Annotated in this window: 22 protein-coding genes; 12 read left to right on the top strand and 10 right to left on the bottom strand. The window is 51.6% G+C overall.

All coding sequences use genetic code 11. The annotated features are described in order from the left end of the window. The first annotated feature begins 5 nt into the window (after nucleotides 1-5). A complete protein-coding gene (locus FED52_RS11470) occupies nucleotides 6-1106 on the top strand; it encodes a hypothetical protein (protein WP_138859942.1) in 1101 nt (366 codons plus the stop codon). A gap of 29 nt (nucleotides 1107-1135) precedes the next feature. On the opposite strand, the gene FED52_RS11465 is transcribed toward FED52_RS11470, so the two are convergent. From FED52_RS11465 to FED52_RS11455, 3 genes are read right to left on the bottom strand one after another with little or no spacing between them, the layout of a single operon-like run. Continuing rightward, the gene (locus FED52_RS11465) at nucleotides 1136-1777 is read right to left on the bottom strand and encodes a hypothetical protein (RefSeq protein WP_138859941.1); all 642 of its coding nucleotides are present in this window, start codon (nucleotides 1775-1777) and stop codon (nucleotides 1136-1138) included. After that, nucleotides 1774-2940 carry a DEAD/DEAH box helicase gene (locus FED52_RS11460; protein ID WP_034781120.1) on the bottom strand — a complete coding sequence of 389 codons (1167 nt, stop codon included), beginning with the start codon at nucleotides 2938-2940 and terminating at the stop codon, nucleotides 1774-1776. The genes FED52_RS11465 and FED52_RS11460 overlap by 4 nt, the downstream gene beginning before the upstream one ends. Nucleotides 2941-2994: 54 nt before the next feature. Then, the gene (locus FED52_RS11455; RefSeq protein WP_034781118.1) at nucleotides 2995-3417 is read right to left on the bottom strand and encodes a hypothetical protein; all 423 of its coding nucleotides are present in this window, start codon (nucleotides 3415-3417) and stop codon (nucleotides 2995-2997) included. A 360-nt stretch (nucleotides 3418-3777) separates the two neighbouring features. Between FED52_RS11455 and pflB the strand changes: the two genes are divergently transcribed. Next, a complete protein-coding gene (gene pflB / locus FED52_RS11450; protein WP_138859940.1) occupies nucleotides 3778-6024 on the top strand; it encodes a formate C-acetyltransferase in 2247 nt (748 codons plus the stop codon). Between the two features lie 59 nt (nucleotides 6025-6083). Further along, a complete protein-coding gene (gene pflA / locus FED52_RS11445; RefSeq protein ID WP_021067805.1) occupies nucleotides 6084-6800 on the top strand; it encodes a pyruvate formate-lyase-activating protein in 717 nt (238 codons plus the stop codon). Nucleotides 6801-6839: 39 nt separating this feature from the next. Here pflA and FED52_RS11440 read toward each other — a convergent pair whose 3' ends face one another. Both FED52_RS11440 and rsgA read right to left on the bottom strand, forming a co-directional pair. Beyond that, nucleotides 6840-8066, bottom strand: coding sequence for an NAD(P)-dependent malic enzyme (locus tag FED52_RS11440; RefSeq protein WP_138859939.1), 1227 nt, complete (start codon nucleotides 8064-8066; stop codon nucleotides 6840-6842). 208 nt (nucleotides 8067-8274) lie between these two features. Beyond that, complete coding sequence (gene rsgA / locus FED52_RS11435) at nucleotides 8275-9246, bottom strand: ribosome small subunit-dependent GTPase A (protein ID WP_138859938.1); 972 nt, start codon at nucleotides 9244-9246, stop codon at nucleotides 8275-8277. A gap of 244 nt (nucleotides 9247-9490) precedes the next feature. On the opposite strand from rsgA, the gene FED52_RS11430 reads away from it, so the two are divergent. The 5 genes from FED52_RS11430 (at nucleotide 9491) to FED52_RS11410 (ending at nucleotide 13004) form a co-directional block, all read left to right on the top strand. Continuing rightward, nucleotides 9491-9874 carry a lmo0954 family membrane protein gene (locus FED52_RS11430; protein WP_034781108.1) on the top strand — a complete coding sequence of 128 codons (384 nt, stop codon included), beginning with the start codon at nucleotides 9491-9493 and terminating at the stop codon, nucleotides 9872-9874. 22 nt (nucleotides 9875-9896) lie between these two features. Further along, nucleotides 9897-10568, top strand: a complete 672-nt coding sequence (locus tag FED52_RS11425) for a PspA/IM30 family protein (RefSeq protein ID WP_138859937.1) — start codon at nucleotides 9897-9899, stop codon at nucleotides 10566-10568. An 86-nt stretch (nucleotides 10569-10654) separates the two neighbouring features. After that, nucleotides 10655-11347: a cell wall-active antibiotics response protein LiaF gene (liaF, locus tag FED52_RS11420; protein ID WP_138859936.1), complete on the top strand. Its 693-nt coding sequence runs from the start codon at nucleotides 10655-10657 to the stop codon at nucleotides 11345-11347. Then, nucleotides 11344-12372, top strand: coding sequence for a sensor histidine kinase (locus tag FED52_RS11415; RefSeq protein ID WP_138859935.1), 1029 nt, complete (start codon nucleotides 11344-11346; stop codon nucleotides 12370-12372). Before liaF ends, FED52_RS11415 begins: the two co-directional genes overlap by 4 nt. Continuing rightward, complete coding sequence (locus FED52_RS11410; RefSeq protein WP_034781089.1) at nucleotides 12369-13004, top strand: response regulator; 636 nt, start codon at nucleotides 12369-12371, stop codon at nucleotides 13002-13004. The genes FED52_RS11415 and FED52_RS11410 overlap by 4 nt, the downstream gene beginning before the upstream one ends. Before the next feature lie 86 nt (nucleotides 13005-13090). Here FED52_RS11410 and FED52_RS11405 read toward each other — a convergent pair whose 3' ends face one another. The 5 genes from FED52_RS11405 to FED52_RS13895 form a co-directional block, all read right to left on the bottom strand. After that, entirely contained in the window at nucleotides 13091-14983 is a 1893-nt protein-coding gene (locus FED52_RS11405) for an ABC-F family ATP-binding cassette domain-containing protein (protein ID WP_138859934.1), read from the bottom strand. Beyond that, on the bottom strand, nucleotides 14980-15681 hold the full coding sequence (locus FED52_RS11400; protein WP_138859933.1) for a lysophospholipid acyltransferase family protein: 702 nt from the start codon (nucleotides 15679-15681) through the stop codon (nucleotides 14980-14982). Before FED52_RS11400 ends, FED52_RS11405 begins: the two co-directional genes overlap by 4 nt. A 94-nt stretch (nucleotides 15682-15775) precedes the next feature. After that, a complete protein-coding gene (locus FED52_RS11395) occupies nucleotides 15776-16036 on the bottom strand; it encodes a hypothetical protein (RefSeq protein ID WP_034781079.1) in 261 nt (86 codons plus the stop codon). 85 nt (nucleotides 16037-16121) lie between these two features. After that, complete coding sequence (locus tag FED52_RS11390) at nucleotides 16122-16364, bottom strand: hypothetical protein (RefSeq protein ID WP_034781078.1); 243 nt, start codon at nucleotides 16362-16364, stop codon at nucleotides 16122-16124. Nucleotides 16365-16493: 129 nt separating this feature from the next. Next, nucleotides 16494-16643, bottom strand: coding sequence for a hypothetical protein (locus FED52_RS13895; RefSeq protein WP_021067792.1), 150 nt, complete (start codon nucleotides 16641-16643; stop codon nucleotides 16494-16496). 288 nt (nucleotides 16644-16931) lie between these two features. Here FED52_RS13895 and FED52_RS11385 point away from each other — a divergent pair, with 288 nt between their 5' ends. The 4 genes from FED52_RS11385 to FED52_RS11370 all read left to right on the top strand — a co-directional run bounded on the left by FED52_RS11385 (nucleotide 16932) and on the right by FED52_RS11370 (nucleotide 21036). Further along, complete coding sequence (locus FED52_RS11385) at nucleotides 16932-17783, top strand: CvfB family protein (RefSeq protein ID WP_034781077.1); 852 nt, start codon at nucleotides 16932-16934, stop codon at nucleotides 17781-17783. A 163-nt stretch (nucleotides 17784-17946) separates the two neighbouring features. Next, entirely contained in the window at nucleotides 17947-19455 is a 1509-nt protein-coding gene (locus tag FED52_RS11380; RefSeq protein ID WP_131485905.1) for a degradosome RNA helicase CshA, read from the top strand. A 100-nt stretch (nucleotides 19456-19555) separates the two neighbouring features. After that, nucleotides 19556-19807, top strand: coding sequence for a hypothetical protein (locus FED52_RS11375; RefSeq protein WP_034781064.1), 252 nt, complete (start codon nucleotides 19556-19558; stop codon nucleotides 19805-19807). 35 nt (nucleotides 19808-19842) lie between these two features. After that, nucleotides 19843-21036 carry an EAL-associated domain-containing protein gene (locus tag FED52_RS11370; protein ID WP_233005310.1) on the top strand — a complete coding sequence of 398 codons (1194 nt, stop codon included), beginning with the start codon at nucleotides 19843-19845 and terminating at the stop codon, nucleotides 21034-21036.

The following is a 21036-nucleotide window of genomic DNA, read 5'->3' as shown; positions in this document are numbered from 1 at the left end:
AACGTATGAAACGAATGTGGAATGTGGCCGCGCTCGGCGCGGTTGTCGTCATTGGCCTCGGGACGTTTGCTGTCGATATGCGGGAGACGAAAGCCGAGTGGGAGTTGGCCGTCACGTCGAATCCGGAGATTTGGGAAGAGCAGACGGTGAGCGTCTATTACCAGACAGAGGAAGGCGGCAATGAACGTTTCGAGTTGACGACCGATGGAAGTCGTGTGACGACCAATTCGAGTTACATCGAACAGGCGTTGGCGTATGACGACGAGGTCGATGCGTCCGTGCGCGGATTTTATCGACAGCTCTCTGGTCTGACGTTCGTGCAGTCGATCCGGACGCCTGACGGCTATATCGGGGTCGGACAGAATGGCAACAAAGAGATTGCAGTGTTCCGTTTTGACGGACAGGACGTGACCAAACACGTTTTCGGGAAAGACGTCAACGGTTCGACGGAAATCATGAATGGCCTTTGGGCGGGTCTGTTTGTCCATGAAGGTGACATACACGTCATCTATCGCAACGGATACGGGACAAAATCAGAAACGAAAATCGCCAGGTTCGATGAAGATGCGAAACAGATCACGATGGAAAGCTTGGAGCTAGGAGACGAGGCGATTTCGACTGTAAGAGGAACTTCCTGGGCATTTCGTCCTTATATGGCGACGATTGCCGCTGACAATCGATTCATCCCGGTTGGCATGACCGAACAGACGACCGTCACCGAAGGAGGAGAATCATATGTTAGCGAGCAGGACAAAATTGGGGTTTACGCATACGATGTGGATACGAAGCAAGTGATTGAATTGACGCCGGACGGAGACATGTGGAATGCGACCGTCTATGAGGATCGATTGATCGCCTTGCAGGAAGACGGGACCGAACTGGTCGTCGATTTGAAGACCGGGAAGCAATCGACGCGTCAAGTCATCGATGGTTCGGTCGGCACGACGTCATACGTCGGTGACCACCTGTATCACGCGCGCCCGACGAAAGACGGGGCCGTCATCGACGTCTATCGAGATGGAAAAGCCATCTCGAGCGCCACGGTAAAAGCGACGAACGACGAGGCGAAAGCATTGGTGACCAACACAGAATATTACGTGGAATAAAAAATAAGCGAGAGGCGCCCGCCTCTCGCTTATTTTGATGGTTTCGGGATGATAATCCCTTCTTCTAAATCAAGCAACATGTCGATCAGTTCCGCACAGAACTCCGGGAACTGGTCGAGGAACGCACCTGGACCGACCTCGTCGGTGAAATCGATATACAGGTCCGATACGTTACCGGCCATCTTCGCCGGGAGGGCGAGGAACGCCGATCCGAACCGCCAGTTGCCGCGGATATCGAGCAGTTTGCCGAGCATCACATCGCCCGGTTCACGAGCCTCCGGAAGCGTCACTTTGTAGATTTCTTTCGTCTCCCAATCGCGTAAACCGTCCTCGGTCACTTCGAAGACCGAGCAGCGCGGGACCGCCAAGCCCCGAAGCGCGTGATAGAGGGCGGGGGACATCTCGGTTTTGTGATCCGCCAAGTACCGACCATGCGGCGTCATCCCGTCTTCGTCCGTCTCGAAGAAGACGGCCCAATCGATGAACAAGTCGCGGAACAACTCCGCGTCTTTCAAGTGCCACGTGCCTTCCGAGGCGATCTCTTGTATATAGTTCGTCCATTGCGTGCTGCGCGCGAGCGCGGCCTGCTCATACATTTTTTTCAGCTCGGCCAGCAATTCGGACTCTTCTACGAGCAAAGGGAATGGAATTACTTTCCGGTCTTTTTTCATCGGCGTGGTCCTCGTTTATTCGCAGGACGCTTGACGACCGGCGGTTTATCCTCGATTCGCTTCTCGATGACGTCGCCACGGTAAATCTCGAGTTCTTTCAATTCAACGCCGAGTTGACGGGCGAATGATTTCAAATGGGTCAAATCCTCATCTGTCACGAGCGAGAGAACCGTCCCAGCCGCGTTTCCGCGTGCTGTCCGGCCTGAGCGGTGAATAAAGTCATCGATTGATTCTGGCAAGTCGAAGTGGACGACGTGCGTCACTTCCTCGATATCGAGACCACGGGCTGCGAGGCCAGTCGTGATGAGGAGCGGGTAGTCACCCTTCCGGAACTCACGAAGTGTTTCGACACGTTCGCGCTTTCCTTTCAAGCTGTCGAGCATGCGATAGTTCACTTTCATCTTGTCGAGCTCACCTTTCAACGGTGGCAAGAACGACCGGTTGTTGATGAACGCGAGCGCTTTGACGTTGTCGACGTGAGACAGGCGGCGGAGCAACTCTGGTTTATACCGGCGCGTCGTCAACATGTAGCCATAGGTGACTTGTGCGCTTACCGCCCGCTCGATTTTCACGTGGGCCGGTTCGTTCAAGAATGGGGCAGCCCATGCTTGAAGCGTGTCTGTGAGTGTCGCCGAGACGAGGGCGATTTGATGTTCATGCGCCGTATGTTTGATGATCCGTTCGGCAGATTCTGTCAAACCGCTATCGATGATTTGATCGGCTTCGTCGAGGACGATCGTATGCGTCTCGTGAAGTTTCAACTTTTTCTTCTCAATGAGTTCGACGAGTCGGCCCGGTGTCCCGACGATCAAATGTGGTTTTTTCTTCAACCGGTCGATTTGACGTTTCAACTCGACGCCACCGATGAACGAAGCGATGCGGACGTCACCTTTCTCGGTGAAGCGTTGCGCGACCGTTTGAATCTGCATGACGAGTTCACGCGTCGGCGCGACGATGACGACTTGGATGCGGTCGTTCGACGCATCGATTTTTTCGATGGCGGGTAATAAGTAAGCAAGCGTCTTCCCGGTACCTGTCGGCGCTTCGATCGTGACGTCTTTTCCGTCAAGAAGAAGCGGGAAGGCTTCGGCTTGGACCGGCATTGGTTCAGTAAAGCCAAGGCGATCCCAGGCTTCGTTAATAAATGGTTTTGTAAAGTTCATATCAATTCTCCTTATCGTGGGGCAAAAACAAAGGAAGCTTAAGCGCTCCCTGTCTTAGATATAGCGAACATGTTCAGTATCTTGGTCGAATGAAGAACGGAGTGTCTGTGTGAACGTCTGTCCGTCCTCGATGAGTTTGATGTGCACATCGATTTGGTCAGCCGACGCCTCGACGCCTTCGACGGTGAAGCCTTGATACACACGATACTGCAATTCTTTCGTCAACCGTTCGTATGAAGCGAGCTCTGGATACGTCGCTGCCACGTCAATCGGGCGCGAGATGAGAGCAACGAGCAAGTTATCGCGGTAGTCGATGAAATCCTCGTTTTCGATGTCGTCGTCAAACCGAATCCAAAAACCTGCGTCTTCAAATTCTGTGATGAATCCGTCACGTTGTTCACCGTTTTCCTCTACTTTAAGAGAGATGCGGTCACCGGTCTTTAAATCGTGAGCGGCTGTCAATAATTCGTACGTCATGGGAAGAACCCCTTCCTCTTCTACAATGTTCTGCCTTCATTGTGTCCGATATAAGGCAAAAATTCAAGTTCTATCCCCGAGGTGTGAGGTACATCACTACGAAAACTGTATAAATCGTCACATCCCATCTGAAATGATACAGAAATGAGTTGAATCCTGCCGTAACAAGACTTATCTGTTTCATAAGGAAGGGTGTTTGCATTATAACAGTATTTAAAGCGCTTACAAAAACGGCTGTATGCCAACGTTCATTAGATTGTTACAACTTTCACAAGAACGTAAAACAAAATGTTCACGTTTTCACGTACACTCAACTTATAGAAAGCACGCAGTTATCTCAACTATGAGGAGTGACCCACAATGGCAACCGAAATTAAATCAGCCTGGTCAGGATTTGTACCTGGGCAGTGGACGAACGAAGTGAACGTCGGTGAGTTTATCCGTTTGAACCGACACGAATACACAGGGGACGATCGTTTCCTCGTCGGACCGACCGATGCGACGAACCGTCTTTGGGCACAAGTGATGGAATTGACGAAAGAAGAGCGGGAACGCGGTGGTGTTTGGGCGGTCGATCAAAACAACCCATCGACAATCGTGTCGCACGGACCGGGATACTTAAACAAAGAGCTCGAGAAAGTGGTCGGTGTTCAAACGGACGAGCCGTTCAAACGTTCGATTCATCCGAACGGCGGGATCCGGATGGTCGACGCTGCCCTTGAGTCATACGGTTTCGAGCCGAACCCTGAAATCACAAAGATTTATTCGGAAATTCGCAAAACGCATAACCAAGGTGTCTTCGATGCGTACACACCTGAGATGCGGGCGGCGCGGAAGTCAGGGATCATCACAGGTCTTCCTGACGCTTACGGCCGGGGACGGATTATCGGCGACTACCGTCGTGTTGCCTTGTACGGGTTAGACTTCTTGATTGCAGAACGTAAAAAAGACTTGGCGAACCGTGGCGGTTTCTTATCAGAGTCAGATATTCGGACACGGGAAGAAATGTCTGAGCAGCTCCGTGCCCTCCAAGAGTTGAAACAACTCGGTGCGGCGTACGGGTTTGACCTCGGCCGTCCGGCGGAAAATACACAAGAGGCGTACCAATGGGTATATCTTGCATATCTCGCAGCCGTCAAAGAACAGAACGGCGCCGCGATGTCACTTGGACGTGTCTCGACATTCCTCGATGTTTACGCAGAACGTGATATCGAAGCAGGTCGTTTGACCGAGTCAGACGTTCAAGAAATCGTCGACCACTTCATCATGAAGCTCCGGATCGTCAAATTCTTGCGCACTCCTGACTACAACGAATTGTTCTCGGGGGACCCAACGTGGGTGACCGAGTCAATCGGTGGGATGAGTGAGGATGGTCGCTCGAACGTGACGAAGAGCTCATTCCGCTTCTTGCATTCACTCTCAAACCTCGGGCCAGCACCAGAACCGAACTTGACGGTGCTTTGGTCGACGAAATTGCCAGAAGGATTTAAACAATATTGCGCGAAGATGTCGATTGAGACGTCTGCGATCCAATATGAGAACGACGACCTCATGCTTCCAGAGTTTGGCGACGACTACGGCATCGCCTGCTGTGTGTCACCGATGAAGATTGGGAAACAGATGCAGTTCTTCGGTGCCCGCGCCAACATGGCAAAAGCACTCCTTTACAGCATGAACGGAGGCCGCGATGAGAAGAGCGGCGACCAAATCGCACCGGTTTGGGAGATGAACACCGAAAACGTGCTCACGTACGACAAAGTGTATGCCGACTTCGACCGGACGCTCGATTGGCTCGCCGAGCTCTACGTCAACACGCTCAACGTCATCCACTTCATGCACGATAAATATGCGTATGAACGGATCGAGATGGCACTTCATGACCCAGAAATCTTACGGACGATGGCATGCGGAATCGCCGGTCTCTCGGTCACAGCAGATAGTCTGTCAGCCATCAAATATGCGACCGTGAAACCGGTCCGAAACGAGCAAGGCATTGCTGTCGACTTCGAGACAGAAGGCGACTTCCCTAAATTCGGAAACAACGATGACCGTGTCGATTCAATCGCCGTCGAACTCGTTGAGTCGTTTATGGAAAAAGTGCGTAAGCATAAAACATACCGCGACGCGCTCCATACGCAATCAGTCTTGACGATCACATCAAACGTCGTCTACGGCAAGAAAACAGGCAACACACCGGACGGACGCCGTGCCGGCGAACCGTTCGCCCCAGGTGCGAACCCGATGCATGGCCGCGATACGAAAGGTGCTGCCGCATCGCTCTCATCAGTCGCGAAACTTCCGTTCGAGCATGCGCAAGACGGGATCTCATACACGTTCTCAATCGTACCGAAAGCACTAGGCAAAGAAGAAGTAGCTCGTGAACTCAACTTAGCGGCACTTCTTGACGGCTATATGGGCGGCGAGCATAAAGGACATCACTTGAACGTCAACGTCTTCAACCGTGAAACGTTGCTCGATGCGATGGAGCATCCGGAAGAATATCCACAGCTCACCATCCGCGTCTCTGGCTATGCGGTCAACTTCATCAAGTTGACGCGCGAACAACAAATCGACGTCATCAACCGGACGTTCCACGGTTCATTGTAAGTAATCAAGGCTTGGCGGCCTTCACTCGAGGGCCGCTCATTCGTTAGGAGGTCATTTCGATGACAATGGGATATGTACACTCGGTCGAATCGTTTGGAACCGTTGACGGCCCGGGAATTCGTTTTATCGTCTTTTTACAAGGTTGTGCGCTTCGTTGCTTGTATTGCCACAACGCTGACACGTGGGATTTCAAAAAGAATAACCATCGTTCGGCCGAGGACGTCATTCAAGAAGCGCTCAGCTATCGTCCGTTCATGGAAGCATCAAAAGGCGGTATCACGATTTCAGGGGGCGACCCGCTCGCGCAGCCAGAGTTTTTAGAAGCGCTCTTGCGTGAAGCGAAGAAACACGGGCTCCACACGACGCTCGACACGTCGGGTGCACTTCGTCCCCCTAACTTGGACGCCATCTTAGATCATACGGATCTCGTCTTACTCGATATCAAACATATCGACGATGACATGTGTAAGAAACTGACAGGACGGAGCAACGTCAACACGCTCGCGCTTGCTGAACATTTATCCGAGCGCGGAACGAAAATGTGGATTCGCCACGTCCTCGTCCCGGAATGGACACTTGATGAAGGAGCGCTCCGCCGCACGGCAGCGTTCATTCAAAAGCTCGACCACGTCGAGAAAGTCGAAATTTTGCCGTACCACGAGATGGGTGTCTATAAATGGGAGGCACTCGGTCTCGACTATCCGCTCAAAGGGATTAAACCCCCGACGACGGAAGAAGTCGAATGGGCGGAAGGGATCTTACAAGGAACCGTTTAAAAAACTGCGCAGACCGTCACGGTCTGCGCAGTTTTTGGATTACAAATGTTTTTGACTGACGTGCTGACGGATGGCTGCCTCATCGAGTGGGCGCTTGGCGACGCCGGTCTCGACGGCGGCTTTGGCGACTGCGACTGCGACGGCGGGTGCGATTCGCTCATCGAACGGGCTTGGGATGACGACCCCGTTTATGAGATCTTCCTCGGTCAACAAGTCGGCAATCGCGTGGACGGCCGCTTCTTTCATCTCTTCGTTGATCTCGGTGGCGCGAACGTCAAGCGCCCCGCGGAAAATACCAGGGAAGGCGAGGACGTTGTTCACTTGGTTGGCGAAGTCGGAACGACCGGTCGCGACGACACGCGCCCCAGCTTTTGTCGCGAGGTCCGGCATGATCTCCGGAATCGGGTTCGCGAGTGCAAAGATGACCGGGTCGACAGCCATCGAACGAACCATCTCTTCGGTGACGGCACCGGCCGCCGAGACGCCGATGAAGACGTCGGCACCTTGAAGCACATCGGCGAGCGTCCCTTCATGTTGCTTCCGGTTTGTCGCTTTGGCGATTTGATCTTTGAACGGGTTCATCCCTTCGACGCGTCCTTCGTAAATTGCGCCTTTCGTGTCACAGATGACGAGGTCTTCGACGCCGAAACGCTTCAACAGTCTCGCGATGGCGATGCCGGCAGCCCCGGCACCGTTCATGACGACCCGAAGTTCAGGCATCGTCTTGTCGACGAGTCGCAGTGCGTTGACGAGACCTGCTAGGACAACGATGGCCGTCCCGTGTTGGTCGTCATGGAAGACGGGAATCGGGAGCGATTGTTTCAAACGGGCCTCGATTTCAAAACACTCGGGTGCTTTAATGTCTTCTAAGTTGACGGCACCGAATGTCGGCGCAAGCAGTTCGACCGTCCGGACGATTTCGTCGACGTTATGCGTGTCGAGACAGATGGGGAACGCATCGACCCCGGCAAAGCTTTTGAACAAGACGGCTTTCCCTTCCATGACCGGTAGTGCGGCTTCTGGACCGATATTGCCGAGACCGAGCACGGCGCTCCCGTCCGAGACAACGGCGACCGTGTTGGCGCGGAGCGTGTAGTCATACGACAACTCTTTATCCTCGGCGATGCGACGGCACGGTTCGGCGACACCTGGTGAATAGGCGAGGCTGAGCGCTTCTTTCGTGTCGACGTCGACTTTCGGTGTCGTTTCCAATTTTCCGTGATGGAAGGCATGCATCTCGAGTGCGCGTTCGTTCAATGTTTTCATAAGTCTCTCCCTATAATTAGCGATTTTAATCTGTGACAATACGAGTCCATTGTAGCGGAGAAACCGCTTACTTTCGAGGGTTTTACCTGCATTTGGGCGAACTATTTCTGAACGATTGTTCACAAATGTCGGATTGGTGATAAGACTTGGTGCTAGGGCAGGAAGGTCGAAAAAGGAGCCACAGTTTTTCTGTGACTCCTCTCTTAGATTAAGCTTTCGTTTTTCGTTTCTTCTTCTCAGCGAGACGCGCCGCCTCTGCTTGCCGTTTTTCCGCGTAGCGGAGCTCGCGCTCGAGCTTGACGAAGCTCTGATAGCGTTTCGCATCGAGTATACCGTTTTTGATGGCGGATCGGACGGCACAGCCCGGTTCGGTGCTGTGCGCACAGTCCCGGAACCGACACGTCTCGGCGAGTGCCTCGATATCCCGAAACGTGTCGTCGAGGTGATCGGCCCCGTCCCAAAGTCCGAACTCACGCATGCCCGGGGTGTCGATGACGAACAAATTGTCAATCCGGAACAGTTCACGATGTGTCGTCGTGTGCTTGCCGCGTTCATCGCTCTCGCGTACGGCTTGTGTCTCGGCGACGGTCTCACCGGCAAGCGCGTTCGTCAGTGACGATTTCCCGACGCCGGACGAACCGACGAGTACGATCGTGCTTTCGCTCGGCAGTGCGGCTCGCAACGCCTCGACGCCGTCGCCTGTGAGTGAACTGACAGGGAAGACATCGACCCCCGGAACCGTCAAAGCGAGCTCATCGACGAGCGCCTCGGCGTTGTCGACTTGGTCCGATTTCGTCAAGATGATGAGCGGGGTGGCTCCGGTTTCCCACGCGGCGAGCGAATAGCGCTCGAGCCGGCGCAGGTTGAAATCATGCCCGCACGCCATCGTGATCAAGATAAAATCGACGTTCGCGCAGATCAATTGTTCGCGCGTCTCGTTGCCGGCAGCTGCCCGTGACAGGACAGTGCGCCGCTCAAGGAGACGTCGAATCACGCCTTGACCATGCTCACGAACGGTGAACTCGACGAAGTCGCCGATGACCGGATAGTCGCGCTCGCTTTCGGCCTCATGTCGGAATTTCCCGGTGACACTGCACGTATAGTTCGCACTTTCAGTCGTGATGGTATACATATGTTGGAACTGTGCCGTGACACGTCCCGTTGTCGTTGTTTGATTCAAATAGAATCCTCCTTTTAGTTGTGGAGGACAGTCGCCCTCCTGTTGGCTGACAAAGTGTGTACTGCGAATTGTACGGTGCTCATAAAACATCATCCTTTCGTTGTTCGATGCCTCTAGTATAACACACGATTTGAGAACGCTATCATCTCAGTCTACAGACCGAGGGAAAACAAGCCTTCCGCTCGTCGCACTATTGAAAATAACGTATTATGATAAGAGTGTACTTAACGAGGAGGGATAATCGATGAATCGCCAGGTGAAGCAAGTATTGTTCATTGTGGCCGCGATCTCTTTAGTTCTCGTTCTAATCGGCTTTTTACCGAACATGATCATGTTCGGTTTGGGGGCGCTCTTAGCACTGTGGGCTGGAGTCAGATTTATGGCCGTGACACATGTCGGCGCAAAAATCGGTTACGGCGCGCTTGCCGTGATCGGGATCATCACAATTTTATCGAATATTTGGGCGTTGATCGGGATTGTGGTGGCATGGGTATTGTTTAAAGGGTATATGATGTATGCCAACCAAAAACAAGACGTCGAGATTTTCAATGCGGACGGGTCGCGTGCGAGCCGCAGCAGTTTTCAATCGTTCGATCAAGTTTGGCAGAAGTTTGTAAACCGTCGCTAAGATTCAAAAGGAGGACATCAAGATGAAAACACCATTTGACCAGTTTCGTGATTTAGCTAACGAGTTGACGAAAGAACTATCGAAAGAGATGAAGAAGTTTCAAGATAAAGAGGGGCCACGTTCGGCTCCACGCTCAAGTGGGGAAGCCGAATTGAACCGCCATATCCGCGGTGCTGAAAAAGAGGCGCTGTCAGTCGAACGTCTCGTTGAGCGTCAAAAGTCATTGCTCGAGGAACTTGCTACAAAACGCGATGACGCCAAGCAGATGGCCGATAAGCGTTACGAGCAGACGGAACTCGCCAAACAAGCAGGCGAAGACAAGCTCGCCGAACGGGCAGCTCTCGAGTCGAAGCATTACGGTGAGCAGTATCGTTATTTTGAAGGTCTCCTCGATGAAGGAGCACGTGAACTCGATGCCCTCGAGCGCCGAGCTCTCGAGATGCGATTGAAACTCGATGAGATGCAAAACAAACGGTATGAGTTCGCAATGCGTGAGAACCTGGATTTATTGAAAGGTGCGCTCGATCAAATCTTCGGGGCAGAGACGTCGAAGACACATCCATTCACAGAAGAAGAGAAAAAAGCAGAAGAGAAGAAACAAGAACCGGCCGCTGAAGAGAAGATCGATCCAGCGGACGAAGATGATTTCGAAGCAAAACTAAAAGAACTTGAGCGTCGTTTCAAACAAGACTGACGCAACGGTTCAGCGATGGTCCGGCGAATGGTTGGGCCATCGCTTCTTTGCTTCATGTTACATACTGTTAGAGAGGGGGAAGCAACGTGGAACGTTGGAACACACGCCAAATCATCGGCTTTATGATTATTCTATTCGCCATTGGACTATTTATCGATATCGCGACGGGTGGTAACAGCGTCCTCTTCAGCATGGTCGTCCCGCTATTGTTGCTGTATATCGGGCGTCGTTTTAGCCGCAAAGGCAATCAGCCGGTCAGCTATATCTTTTACGGGATTGGCGGTATCATGCTCGTCGGGCTCATCTTCTCGTCGGCGGCGTTCGGCTTCGTATTGTCAGGTTTATTGCTCATGTTCGGCTATCGGCTGTACAAGAATCGTCCGCTCGAATCGAGTCGGTTCAAGTCACATATCCGGCAAGAACAGGCCTTTTCGTTCGGGACGAAAGAGAGCGGTCACTACGTGCTTCAAGACACGAATGAATTCTTCTTGTTGCGTGACGTCGAACTCGACTTGTCGCGCGCCATCATTCCGGAGGGAGAGACGTTCTTATTATTGAACGGACTCGCCGGGGACGTCCGAATTCTCATTCCGGCCGGCTACGATTACTCGATTGATGCATCAATCGGATTCGGCAAGATTCAAGTCGACGAATCGAATTATTCGCCCGTGTTCAATCGTCGCTTTTATACGGCATCGGACGATTACGCGTCAGCGACGCGAAAAGTCCGGATTCATATCGTGCTCATGAGCGGAAGTGTCGAGGTGATGACCGTATGAAGAAGGATTCGTATCCAAGGACGGTCGTCTGGCATCAGTTATTTAGCAGCCTACTGACGGCACTGTTCGTCACGATCGCATTTTTAATAGGTGACTCGACTTCACTCCGAGATTTGTTCACACGTGAAGAAGGGTTGCCTTTCGGTGTGTCTATCCTCGTCATCGCCGTCTTGATTGGTAGCATCTTCGGGGTCGGTTCGTATTTTTATTTGCGACGCGACTTCCGGGAAGTGGCGATTGCCTTGTGGAAGCTTGAGAATCAAAAAGAAATCACGTTCCGTCCGCTGTCGCCTTATCGCGATACACTCGAACGGATTGCACGCATCTCGAAACAGCGCGCAGAAATGGTCGAGATGGCGAAACGGGTCGGTGACCGGCCTGTCAGTGTCGAGGAAGCGCGCAGCGAAGCAGTCGTCGAAGAACGGCGCCGTGTCGCCCGAGAGTTACATGATTCGGTCAGCCAGCAACTGTACGCCATCTCGATGATGACGACGGCAGCCAAGCAGACGATCGAGGCGAAGCCGGACGTGGCCGCCAAACAAATCGAACAAGTCGAACTGATGGCACAAACTGCTCAGGCGGAAATGCGCTCGCTTCTGTTGCAACTCCGTCCGGTCGAGCTCGAAGGAATGACGCTCAAGACGGGAATCGAGCGCCTGTTAGAAGAACTGTCACGCAAACAATCGACCGAGCTCGTATGGCGCCTCGAAGAAGTCGAATTGTCGCGACATACTGAGAATGAACTGTTCCGCATCGTCCAAGAAGCGATCAGCAACACGCTTCGCCATGCGAAAGCGAAACGACTTGAAATCGAAATGCGGACCGTGCAACAGACGGTCATCTTAAAAATAAACGACGACGGGATCGGCTTTAATGTCGATGATACACAAGTCGCCTCATATGGCTTACAATCGATAAGAGAGAGGACGGCTGAGGTCGGCGGGACGTTACGACTCGTCAGTGTGCCAGGCGTCGGTACTCAGATTGAAGTGCGTGTGAAACAACAAGTGGAGGGGTTAGAATGATTCGAGTCGTATTGATTGATGACCATGAGATGGTGCGGGCCGGCGTCTCGGCGTTTCTGTCGACGCAGCCTGACATCGAAGTCGTCGGAGAAGCATCGGACGGCGCGACAGGGGCCGAGCTTGCCATCGCCGAGAAGCCCGATGTCGTCTTGATGGATTTAGTGATGGAACCTGTCGATGGGGTCGAGTCGACGAAGCGGATCAAGGCGAGTTGGAAAGAGGCCAAGATTTTAGTCGTGACGAGTTTCTTGGATGACGAGAAAGTGTATCCGGTCATCGAGGCCGGGGCAATGAGTTACGTCTTGAAAACGGCGAACGCCAACGAGATCGCCGACGCGATTCGTCAAACGGCAGCCGGCAATCCGGTCATGGCCGCCCAAGTGACGGGCAAGATGCTCGAACGGCTCCGACATCCGGAAAAGACGTTGCACGAGAGTCTGACGGCAAGGGAACGTGAGATTTTGCAATTGATGGCGGAAGGGAAATCGAACCAAGTCATCGCCGATGAACTATACATCTCGTTGAAGACGGTGAAGACACACGTCTCCAACATTTTGACGAAGCTTGACGTCTACGACCGGACGCAAGCCGTCGTTTATGCGTTTCAACATAATATCGTCAGTAAAGGATGAACAGGGTGCTTCCAAGCGCTGCACTCGAATTGTCCATACATGGCTACACGACAAACAAGGATCACGCCGACGCGTGATCCTTGTTTTTAGTTCTTCTGTGCTTGAATTTGTTCATCAATCTCCGATAAATATTCCCATCGCTCCATCTTCGCATCGAGCGCTTCTTTCAACGCGGCAATGTCGGCGTACAGTTCATTCACTTTACCGAGGTCGCTACCCGCTGCGGCGAGCCGTGCCTCGGCTGCCTCGATCTCAGATTCGAGAGAGGCGATATCATCCTCGATCGTCTCCCATTCTTTCTGCTCTTTAAAAGTGAATTTGACGACATCGACTTTGACACGTTCTTTCTTCTCTTTCGATTCTTTTTTCACTTGTTGCTTCGTCTGTTCTTGGAGTGTGGCCAAATAGTCACTGTACTCCGCATGATAAACGTTGATCGTCCCGTCTTCGAACGCAATCAGCTGTTCGGCGATCCGATCTAAGAAATAGCGGTCGTGACTGACGGCGATGACCGTGCCTGGGAACGACTCCAAATAGTCCTCGAGGACGGACAATGTCTCCGTGTCGAGATCGTTCGTCGGTTCATCTAAAAATAGCACGTTCGGCTCGTCCATTAAAATCCGAAGCAAGACGAGGCGGCGTTTCTCTCCACCCGACAGTTTGGCAATCGGTTTGTATTGCGCGTCCGGGGTGAATAGGAAGCGTTCGAGCATCTGACTGGCCGTGATCGTTTCGCCGTCCGGCGTATAGATGACTTGGGCGATGCGCTCGATCTCGTCGATAACGCGTCGCGTCGTGTCTTCGAATTCGACTTGTTGCCCATAATATCCGAGATGGACGGTTTCCCCGTGGACGACCGTTCCGTTCGTCGGTTCGAGGCGGTGGGCAAGCAAGTTCATGAGTGTCGTTTTCCCACTCCCGTTTGGTCCGACGATGCCATACCGTTCCCGGCGTCCGAACAACCACGTGAAATCTTCAATGAGCAAGTGATCGTCATAACCGAAGGACAAGTTCTCCACCTCGATTACTTTTTTCCCGAGGCGGCGCGAACCGACGGATACTTCGAGCGCCTCATCCTCGGCAAGCGTCTCTTGATGCTTCAAGTCCTCGACGCGCTGGATGCGTGCCTTCTGTTTCGTCGTCCGCGCCTTGGCACCACGACGCAGCCAAGCGAGCTCACGACGCAAGATGTTTTGCCGCTTTTGCTCCATTGAATGCGACCGGGCTTTTCGTTCGGCACGCTTCTCAAGGAAGAGCTCATAGTTGCCGTCATAGAAGTAACTCGTGCCATCGGCGATTTCAAGGATATGATTCGTGACTCGGTTCAAGAAATAACGGTCATGGGTGATGAGCAGGATGGCCCCCCGGTAATCAGCGAGAATCGTCTCAAGCCAAGCAATCGTATCGGCGTCGAGTTCGTTCGTCGGCTCATCGAGTAATAACAAGTCAGCTTCGTCGAGTAGGGATGCGGCCAAAGCGACCCGTTTCTGTTGTCCACCGGAAAGCGAGCTAATCTCTGCCGTCACGTCCGGAAGACCGAGCCGATTTAAAATCGATTTCAACTTCGCTTCAGTCTCCCATGCGTCGGCTGCATCGACCGCTTGCTGGGCTTTCATAAAGCGTTCCAACCATTGTTCGCTCGTCGGGTTCGCCTCGAGTGCTTGACGCGCGAGCTCATACTGTTTCAACGCTTGGACGGACGGGGTGTCACTCGTGAACAACGCGTCTAAAATCGTTTGCCCGGGGGCGAAGTCGACCGTTTGGGTCAAATAGCGAATCCGGTAATCGTTCGGGTGTTGCATCGAACCCCGGTCTGCGGTCTCGACGCCGGCGATGATTTTTAAGAACGTCGACTTTCCGGAGCCATTGACCCCGATGACCCCGATGCGATTACCTGGGTGAATCGTCATCGTGATGTCGTCGAACAAGACTTTATCTGCAAATTCTTTATGAATGCCTTCGATGGCTAATAAACTCATGATTCTTCTCCTTCAACGACGCGGCGAATCATCGTCTCTGCCAGCGCCGCAATTTCTTTATTCGGGACGTCTGCCGGATCGATGACCGGTAAAAACGTGACGTCGACCGTACCCGGTGTGATTCGGTTTGTCGTCTCGAGCAAATGGTGGCTTCCTTTAATGGCGACAGGGACGATTTTGGCACCGCTTGATGTGGCGAGCGTCAGGCTACCAGCTTTGAACTCTTTGATCGGTCCGCCTTTTGAGCGGGTGCCTTCCGGGAAGACGATAATCGACTGTCCCGATTGGATCGTCTCGACGCAGGAACGGATTGCTTTAATGGACTGGCGCCGGTCGCTGCGGTCGATGAAGATACAACCCATCAGTTCCATCCAGCGCGGAATGATTGGGAACTTTTGCACTTCGATTTTTGAGATAAACGCTTTTGGATGTTTCGTCGCTGTGATCATAATTGGGACATCAAAGTTCCCTTGGTGGTTCGCGACGTAGACGACCGGTTCATTCGGGATGTTCTCTTGGCCGTGAACACGGACGCGAGCGCCGGCGATTCGTAGTAGAAAGCTTGCCCACTTATAGGCGACGGTTTGGACGTATCCATAACGTTCCGGGGGCGTCAGTCGCTTCGCTTTCGGATAGAACGGAAGTGTCAGCGGTAAGACGGCGAAAAAGGCGATAAACCAGATGGCGGTGCGGATCATACATATTTCTCCTCTCGATCGTTCAGTAATGAGTCTGGACACGAAGAAAGAGTCTTCCTCTCTTGACGAGAATCCGACTCTTCGGCATGAATCTTTATTCCCAGAAGCGAGAATCGCTTTCCTCTTCTTCTTCCTCGAGTTCGAACGTGATTCGTTTATTCACCGGGTCCACAGCAAAGTAAGCCCCATCTTGTTCGATGCTCTTGAACTGCATGACTTGGTCACTGCCGATTTCAAGCGTGAGTCGAATGCGATTGTCATCGTCGACGAGCAAGATGCCGTCTTCTTTTAGCCAAAGCTCCATGACAGGTGAATAACGCAATAGCCACTCGTTCGATAAAGGGATTTCGTTCATACGTGTTTGTGCCTCCTACGGGTTGAGTCCGTTTTGCTCTTCTTGTCTAGAATAGAATAACAAAAGTGGAGGGGGAAGACGAGCGTTATGTAGAACGTTTACGCGTAGTTGAATGCATGCGCGCCACGATGCGCTTGATCTTTTTTTGATTCCGGCGCTCGATGAGCAAGACGTTCGTTTGTGCGACCAACTGTTTAAATGAAGATAAGCCCATAGCGAGCAATACGGCGAACAGGAATGTACCGATCGGGTCTTTGAAAAAACCGGTTTGGAGCGAGACGGATAAACCGACGACCGAAAGAATCGTGGTGAGAAAATAAAATAGCATGAGTGACTCTCCCTTCCCAGATGATTCAATAATAAAAGCCGAACGTTATGTTCGTTCGACAGATGCATAAAAAATCCCTTTTTTTGTCGGAACAAAACAAAAAAAACGCCTTCTGTCAGGAGAGGGCGTTTACTCTTGGACCATCGTGACGGATGAGGATACGTTCGTATCGACTCCGTTTGAAAAAATGAAGCTAAGTGAAGCGAGTAGCGCGAAGAAAGCAATCAATAAGCCTTTCATGAAGCGCTTCGCGAATGATCGAGATTGTACATCAAACATTTTATATCCCCCGTTCGGCCATGGCTGAAACCTAAATCGTTAAACAACACTTCCTTAATAATAACGTTTTCAAAATGTGGATACTAGATGGAAAATGCACGTTCACAAAATTGTCACAAAATTTGAAATATAGAAGCTAGTATACGGACCCATTTAGCATAACGGGGGGGTAATCTTGTTCACATTTTAGACACAATTGAACGGAGTAAGGAAATCGAACGTGATATGATTAGGAACGTGTGTAGGTAGGTATACTGACAGTAACAGATGAAAAAGGATGTGGATTGTATGGCATTACGTGCAGGAGAAGTAGTAGACTTGGTCGCGGAACGTTCAGCTGATTTTGGTGTGTTTATCGGAAACGGTCGCGAAGAGGTACTCCTTCATCGAAAAGAACAAACTGAGGAAGTCACAGTCGGACAGACGGTGCGGGTCTTCCTTTATCACGACTCAGAAGGACGTCTCGCTTCGACGATGACGATTCCGAGCGTCACGTTCGATGACTATGAGTGGTATGAAGTGACTGGAGTCCGGTATAACACCGGTGTGTTCGTCAATATCGGGATTCAAAAGGATGTACTCGTCTCATTAGATGATCTTCCTGAGAACCGGTCGTATTGGCCAAAAGAAGGGGACAAGCTTTGCATTCGTCTCAAGTACGATCAAAAGAGCCGTCTTCTCGGGGAACCGGCCCACTATGCGTACTTGAACTTGTTGGCGCGTCCCGCTAAAGAGGAATGGGGCAATCAAGATGTCCATGCGGTCGTCGTCAATCGACGCGAAGTCGGTGTGAACGTCTGGGTCGAAAATGAATCACTCGGTTTCTTACATGAAGCAGAGATGACACGTTGGCCACGTCTCGGTGAGCAATTGACCGTGCGTGTGACGCAAGTGAAACAAGACGGGACGGTACTCGTCTCGATGAAACCGCGGGCATATGAAGCCATCGACCCGGACGCGGAAAGTATCCGTGCTTATATTGAAGAACGCGGCGGCCAAATGCCTTACGGCGACAAGACGGCGCCGGACGTGATCGATCGTGAGTTCGGGATGAGTAAAGCGGCGTTCAAACGCGCGCTCGGGAAACTGCTGAAAGAAAAGCAAGTTGAAAAACTCGACAACGGCTATAAATTGAAATAAGATAACTCATGTCCAGGTGGCTATGAAAAGTTTTAGAATGTATTTCTTTCATTTTAGAAACAAATACGTTATAGTTAGTAAAGTTGACTACGAGGAAACATTGGAAAAACGTCTGTAGAACAAAACCTCAGACGTTTTTTGTATGAAAAAAGGAGAATATAATTTGACAAAATTCCAAGATTTACAGTTAAGTGAAGCATTAGTAAAAGGTGTACTCAAAATGGGCTTCGAAGAAGCTACACCGATCCAAGCTGAGACAATTCCTGTCGCACTCACAGGAGTGGACGTATTAGGTCAAGCGCAAACAGGTACAGGGAAAACAGCAGCTTTCGGTATTCCGACAATTGAGCGAATCGACACAAAGGCACGTCAAGTCCAAGCACTTGTTCTTGCACCGACACGTGAACTTGCGATTCAAGTTGCAGAAGAATTGAACAAAATCGGTGAAGCGAAGCGCGTTTACGCACTTCCAGTATACGGTGGCCAACAAATCGACCGCCAAATCCGTGGTTTGAAAAAGAACCCACAAATCGTCGTTGCCACACCGGGCCGCCTCATGGACCACATGAAGCGTAAGACGATCAAACTCGACGAGATCCAAACTGTGATCTTGGACGAGGCAGATGAAATGCTCAACATGGGCTTCGTTGAAGACATCGAGATGATTTTGAAAGGCCTTCCGGCTGAACGTCAAACGCTTCTCTTCTCTGCAACAATGCCACCACAAATCAAGAAGATTGCTGAGCGCTTCATGAAGTCGCCGACAATCATCAAAGTAAAAGCGAAGGAAATGACAGTTGAGAACATCAACCAACAATTCCTTGAATTGCGCGAAGGTCAAAAATTCGATACGCTTTGCCGTTTGATCGACATCGACTCGCCAGAACTCAGCATCATCTTCGCTCGTACGAAGAAACGTGTTGACGAAGTGACAGAAGCACTCATCAAACGTGGTTACACGGCTGATGGTCTTCACGGTGACTTAACGCAATCAAAACGTGACCAAGTCATCCGTCGTTTCAAAAACGGCACGATTGACATCTTGGTCGCGACAGACGTTGCAGCCCGTGGTCTTGATATCTCAGGTGTTACTCACGTTTACAACTTTGACGTCCCACAAGATCCGGAAAGCTACGTGCACCGCATCGGACGTACAGGCCGCGCTGGTAAAACAGGTACAGCCCTTACGTTCATCACGCCACGTGAATTCGGTCAAGTCAAAGCAATCGAACGCGTAACGAACAAGAAAATGAACCGTCGTCACGTACCGACAATCGCAGAAGTGCTCGAGGGCAACCAAAAGCAATCAGCTGAAGAATTGATCGAACGTGTTCAAGCGGGCGACTTCAAAGCTTACACGCAACTTGCGACTGAGCTTCTTGAAGAATACGAAGCAGTCGAGCTTCTTGCAGCGGCACTTCGTGGATTGACGAAAGAGCCAGATTCAACTCCGGTTGAAATCTCGTATGCAGAACCAGTACGCGTCAAACGTCAAGGTGGACGTAACGACCGTGGTGGATACCGTGGAAATCGCAGCGGCGGCGGAGAACGTCGTGGTGGCGGTGACCGTGGTGGACGCAGCGGTGGCGGCGGTGGATACCGTGGCAAACGCACGGGTGGAGACGACCGTCGTCGTTCAGACGACCGTGGCCCACGCCGTCCGCGTGACTAATCAATAACTAAAACCGCATCTCCCTAAGTGGATTTGCGGTTTTTTTTTTGGTGTCATGCTACACTAAATGAGTAGAGACAGAAAAATGAGGTGTCAACGGATGATTGAACTAGGTTTTGGTCTCGTCATACTAGTGGCGTGCGTTCTGGCTTTGAAACCGATTATTACGCGGACCGAGCGTCCGAATTTTCGATATATCCCGGTCGCCACGCTTCTGTTCGGCGCGATGATTTGGCTTGTGATGGCCATCGGCGTGGGCGGGAAGATGGGAATCGGCTACGGTGTGATGAGTATCGTATATTTCATTGCTTGTTTCGGTGCCTATATGTATGTGCATACACGAGCGAGCTGAACCCAGCTCGCTTTCGTGTTTAGAAAAAAGACGAGGTGATCAAGTTGGACGCAGTGGATGTGATGATGAATCCAGAAGAAGTCGAAGTGACATTTGAACCAATCCTGGGAGCCGCCACCTTCCAAGTAGAAGGTTATATGGTCCATGGACAGTTCAGGGGCGAGTCGCTCACCCCATTCTTTTACGACGATGACGTTCCGCTCGAGTATCAGCTCGATATCGCCAAACGGATGGAGCGTTTAGCGGCCGAACAGTTAAGGGATGCGACGCAATTCGTCACGTTCCGATGTCGGTCAGAGTGGATTCTCGAACAAGGAGGCGAGGCGTTTTTGGCCCCGCTTCGAGAATTGAACTTCCCGCTCCATCGCATTTATGTGACGCTTCAAGGGACGGATCTCGTTGACGTGTCACGCTTGTCACGAGTCGTCCAATATTATCGTTCATCTGGTGTTAAAGTCGCGCTCGACTTCGCAGAATCAACGAGCATCGAAGACATCATGACGGTGGCGCCTGAGATGTTGCTCGTCGATTTGGCGACGATGGTCGAGAAGAAGACGTTATCGGTCACGTATCCGCAAATGCTTCAGACGATGGAATATATCGCTTCCCGTCTCGGGGCTCCGCTCCTCTATAAATCGATCGACCATCTCGGACAGTTGCGTTATGCGTGGCGTCATGGCGGACGTTATTATATGGGAAGTCTCCTCGGGCAAAGCGATGCGATGCCGCCGCGCGAAGCGAAAGGTATGAGCGTATTGACGCAAGAAGTACCGTCGTTCTTCTTACACGATCAAGAGCGATTAAAGCGATTATATGAATTGGAGTTCGAACTCCATAAACAAATCCACGACCTCGTCCAAAGCGGGAAGTGGTCGCGCGATAAGAAAGATGAATGGTTGCTCCATATTGCCCCGAAACTCGAAGGGACGTTCGTCCGTTACTATTTGACGGACCAAACCGGGTTCCAGACGAGCGCAAACGTCTATCAGGCACAGTCCGCTTGGACGGTCGATAACACGTATCGCGGCTATAATTGGAGTTTCCGTCCGTACTTTATTCGGACGATGGCAGCGATGGACGTGCGCGGACGGGGCTACTTGTCCGAGGATTATCGCGACTTCAGTTCGAACGAAGTGACGCGGACGTTCAGTTATCCGTTACCGGACGGCATGTTCTTGTTTGCCGATTTATCTGAAGAGTTCTTATATCAAAATCGACTATTAGATTGA

This window comes from Exiguobacterium mexicanum (genome assembly GCF_005960665.1).
GTDB classification, from domain to species: domain Bacteria; phylum Bacillota; class Bacilli; order Exiguobacteriales; family Exiguobacteriaceae; genus Exiguobacterium; species Exiguobacterium mexicanum_A.
Note: the sequence above shows the minus strand (reverse complement) of the source record. Positions and strands in the feature narration are given on the sequence as shown.

Excerpts from the sequence above, each read along its gene's own strand:
- FED52_RS11470 (WP_138859942.1), top strand. The coding sequence starts at position 6 with ATGAAACGAATGTGGAATGTGGCCGCGCTCGGCGCGGTTGTCGTCATT.
- FED52_RS11465 (WP_138859941.1), bottom strand. The coding sequence starts at position 1,777 with ATGAAAAAAGACCGGAAAGTAATTCCATTCCCTTTGCTCGTAGAAGAG.
- FED52_RS11460 (WP_034781120.1), bottom strand. The coding sequence starts at position 2,940 with ATGAACTTTACAAAACCATTTATTAACGAAGCCTGGGATCGCCTTGGC.
- FED52_RS11455 (WP_034781118.1), bottom strand. The coding sequence starts at position 3,417 with ATGACGTACGAATTATTGACAGCCGCTCACGATTTAAAGACCGGTGAC.
- pflB (WP_138859940.1), top strand. The coding sequence starts at position 3,778 with ATGGCAACCGAAATTAAATCAGCCTGGTCAGGATTTGTACCTGGGCAG.
- pflA (WP_021067805.1), top strand. The coding sequence starts at position 6,084 with ATGACAATGGGATATGTACACTCGGTCGAATCGTTTGGAACCGTTGAC.
- FED52_RS11440 (WP_138859939.1), bottom strand. The coding sequence starts at position 8,066 with ATGAAAACATTGAACGAACGCGCACTCGAGATGCATGCCTTCCATCAC.
- FED52_RS11430 (WP_034781108.1), top strand. The coding sequence starts at position 9,491 with ATGAATCGCCAGGTGAAGCAAGTATTGTTCATTGTGGCCGCGATCTCT.
- FED52_RS11425 (WP_138859937.1), top strand. The coding sequence starts at position 9,897 with ATGAAAACACCATTTGACCAGTTTCGTGATTTAGCTAACGAGTTGACG.
- FED52_RS11415 (WP_138859935.1), top strand. The coding sequence starts at position 11,344 with ATGAAGAAGGATTCGTATCCAAGGACGGTCGTCTGGCATCAGTTATTT.
- FED52_RS11410 (WP_034781089.1), top strand. The coding sequence starts at position 12,369 with ATGATTCGAGTCGTATTGATTGATGACCATGAGATGGTGCGGGCCGGC.
- FED52_RS11405 (WP_138859934.1), bottom strand. The coding sequence starts at position 14,983 with ATGAGTTTATTAGCCATCGAAGGCATTCATAAAGAATTTGCAGATAAA.
- FED52_RS11400 (WP_138859933.1), bottom strand. The coding sequence starts at position 15,681 with ATGATCCGCACCGCCATCTGGTTTATCGCCTTTTTCGCCGTCTTACCG.
- FED52_RS11395 (WP_034781079.1), bottom strand. The coding sequence starts at position 16,036 with ATGAACGAAATCCCTTTATCGAACGAGTGGCTATTGCGTTATTCACCT.
- FED52_RS11390 (WP_034781078.1), bottom strand. The coding sequence starts at position 16,364 with ATGCTATTTTATTTTCTCACCACGATTCTTTCGGTCGTCGGTTTATCC.
- FED52_RS13895 (WP_021067792.1), bottom strand. The coding sequence starts at position 16,643 with ATGTTTGATGTACAATCTCGATCATTCGCGAAGCGCTTCATGAAAGGC.
- FED52_RS11385 (WP_034781077.1), top strand. The coding sequence starts at position 16,932 with ATGGCATTACGTGCAGGAGAAGTAGTAGACTTGGTCGCGGAACGTTCA.
- FED52_RS11375 (WP_034781064.1), top strand. The coding sequence starts at position 19,556 with ATGATTGAACTAGGTTTTGGTCTCGTCATACTAGTGGCGTGCGTTCTG.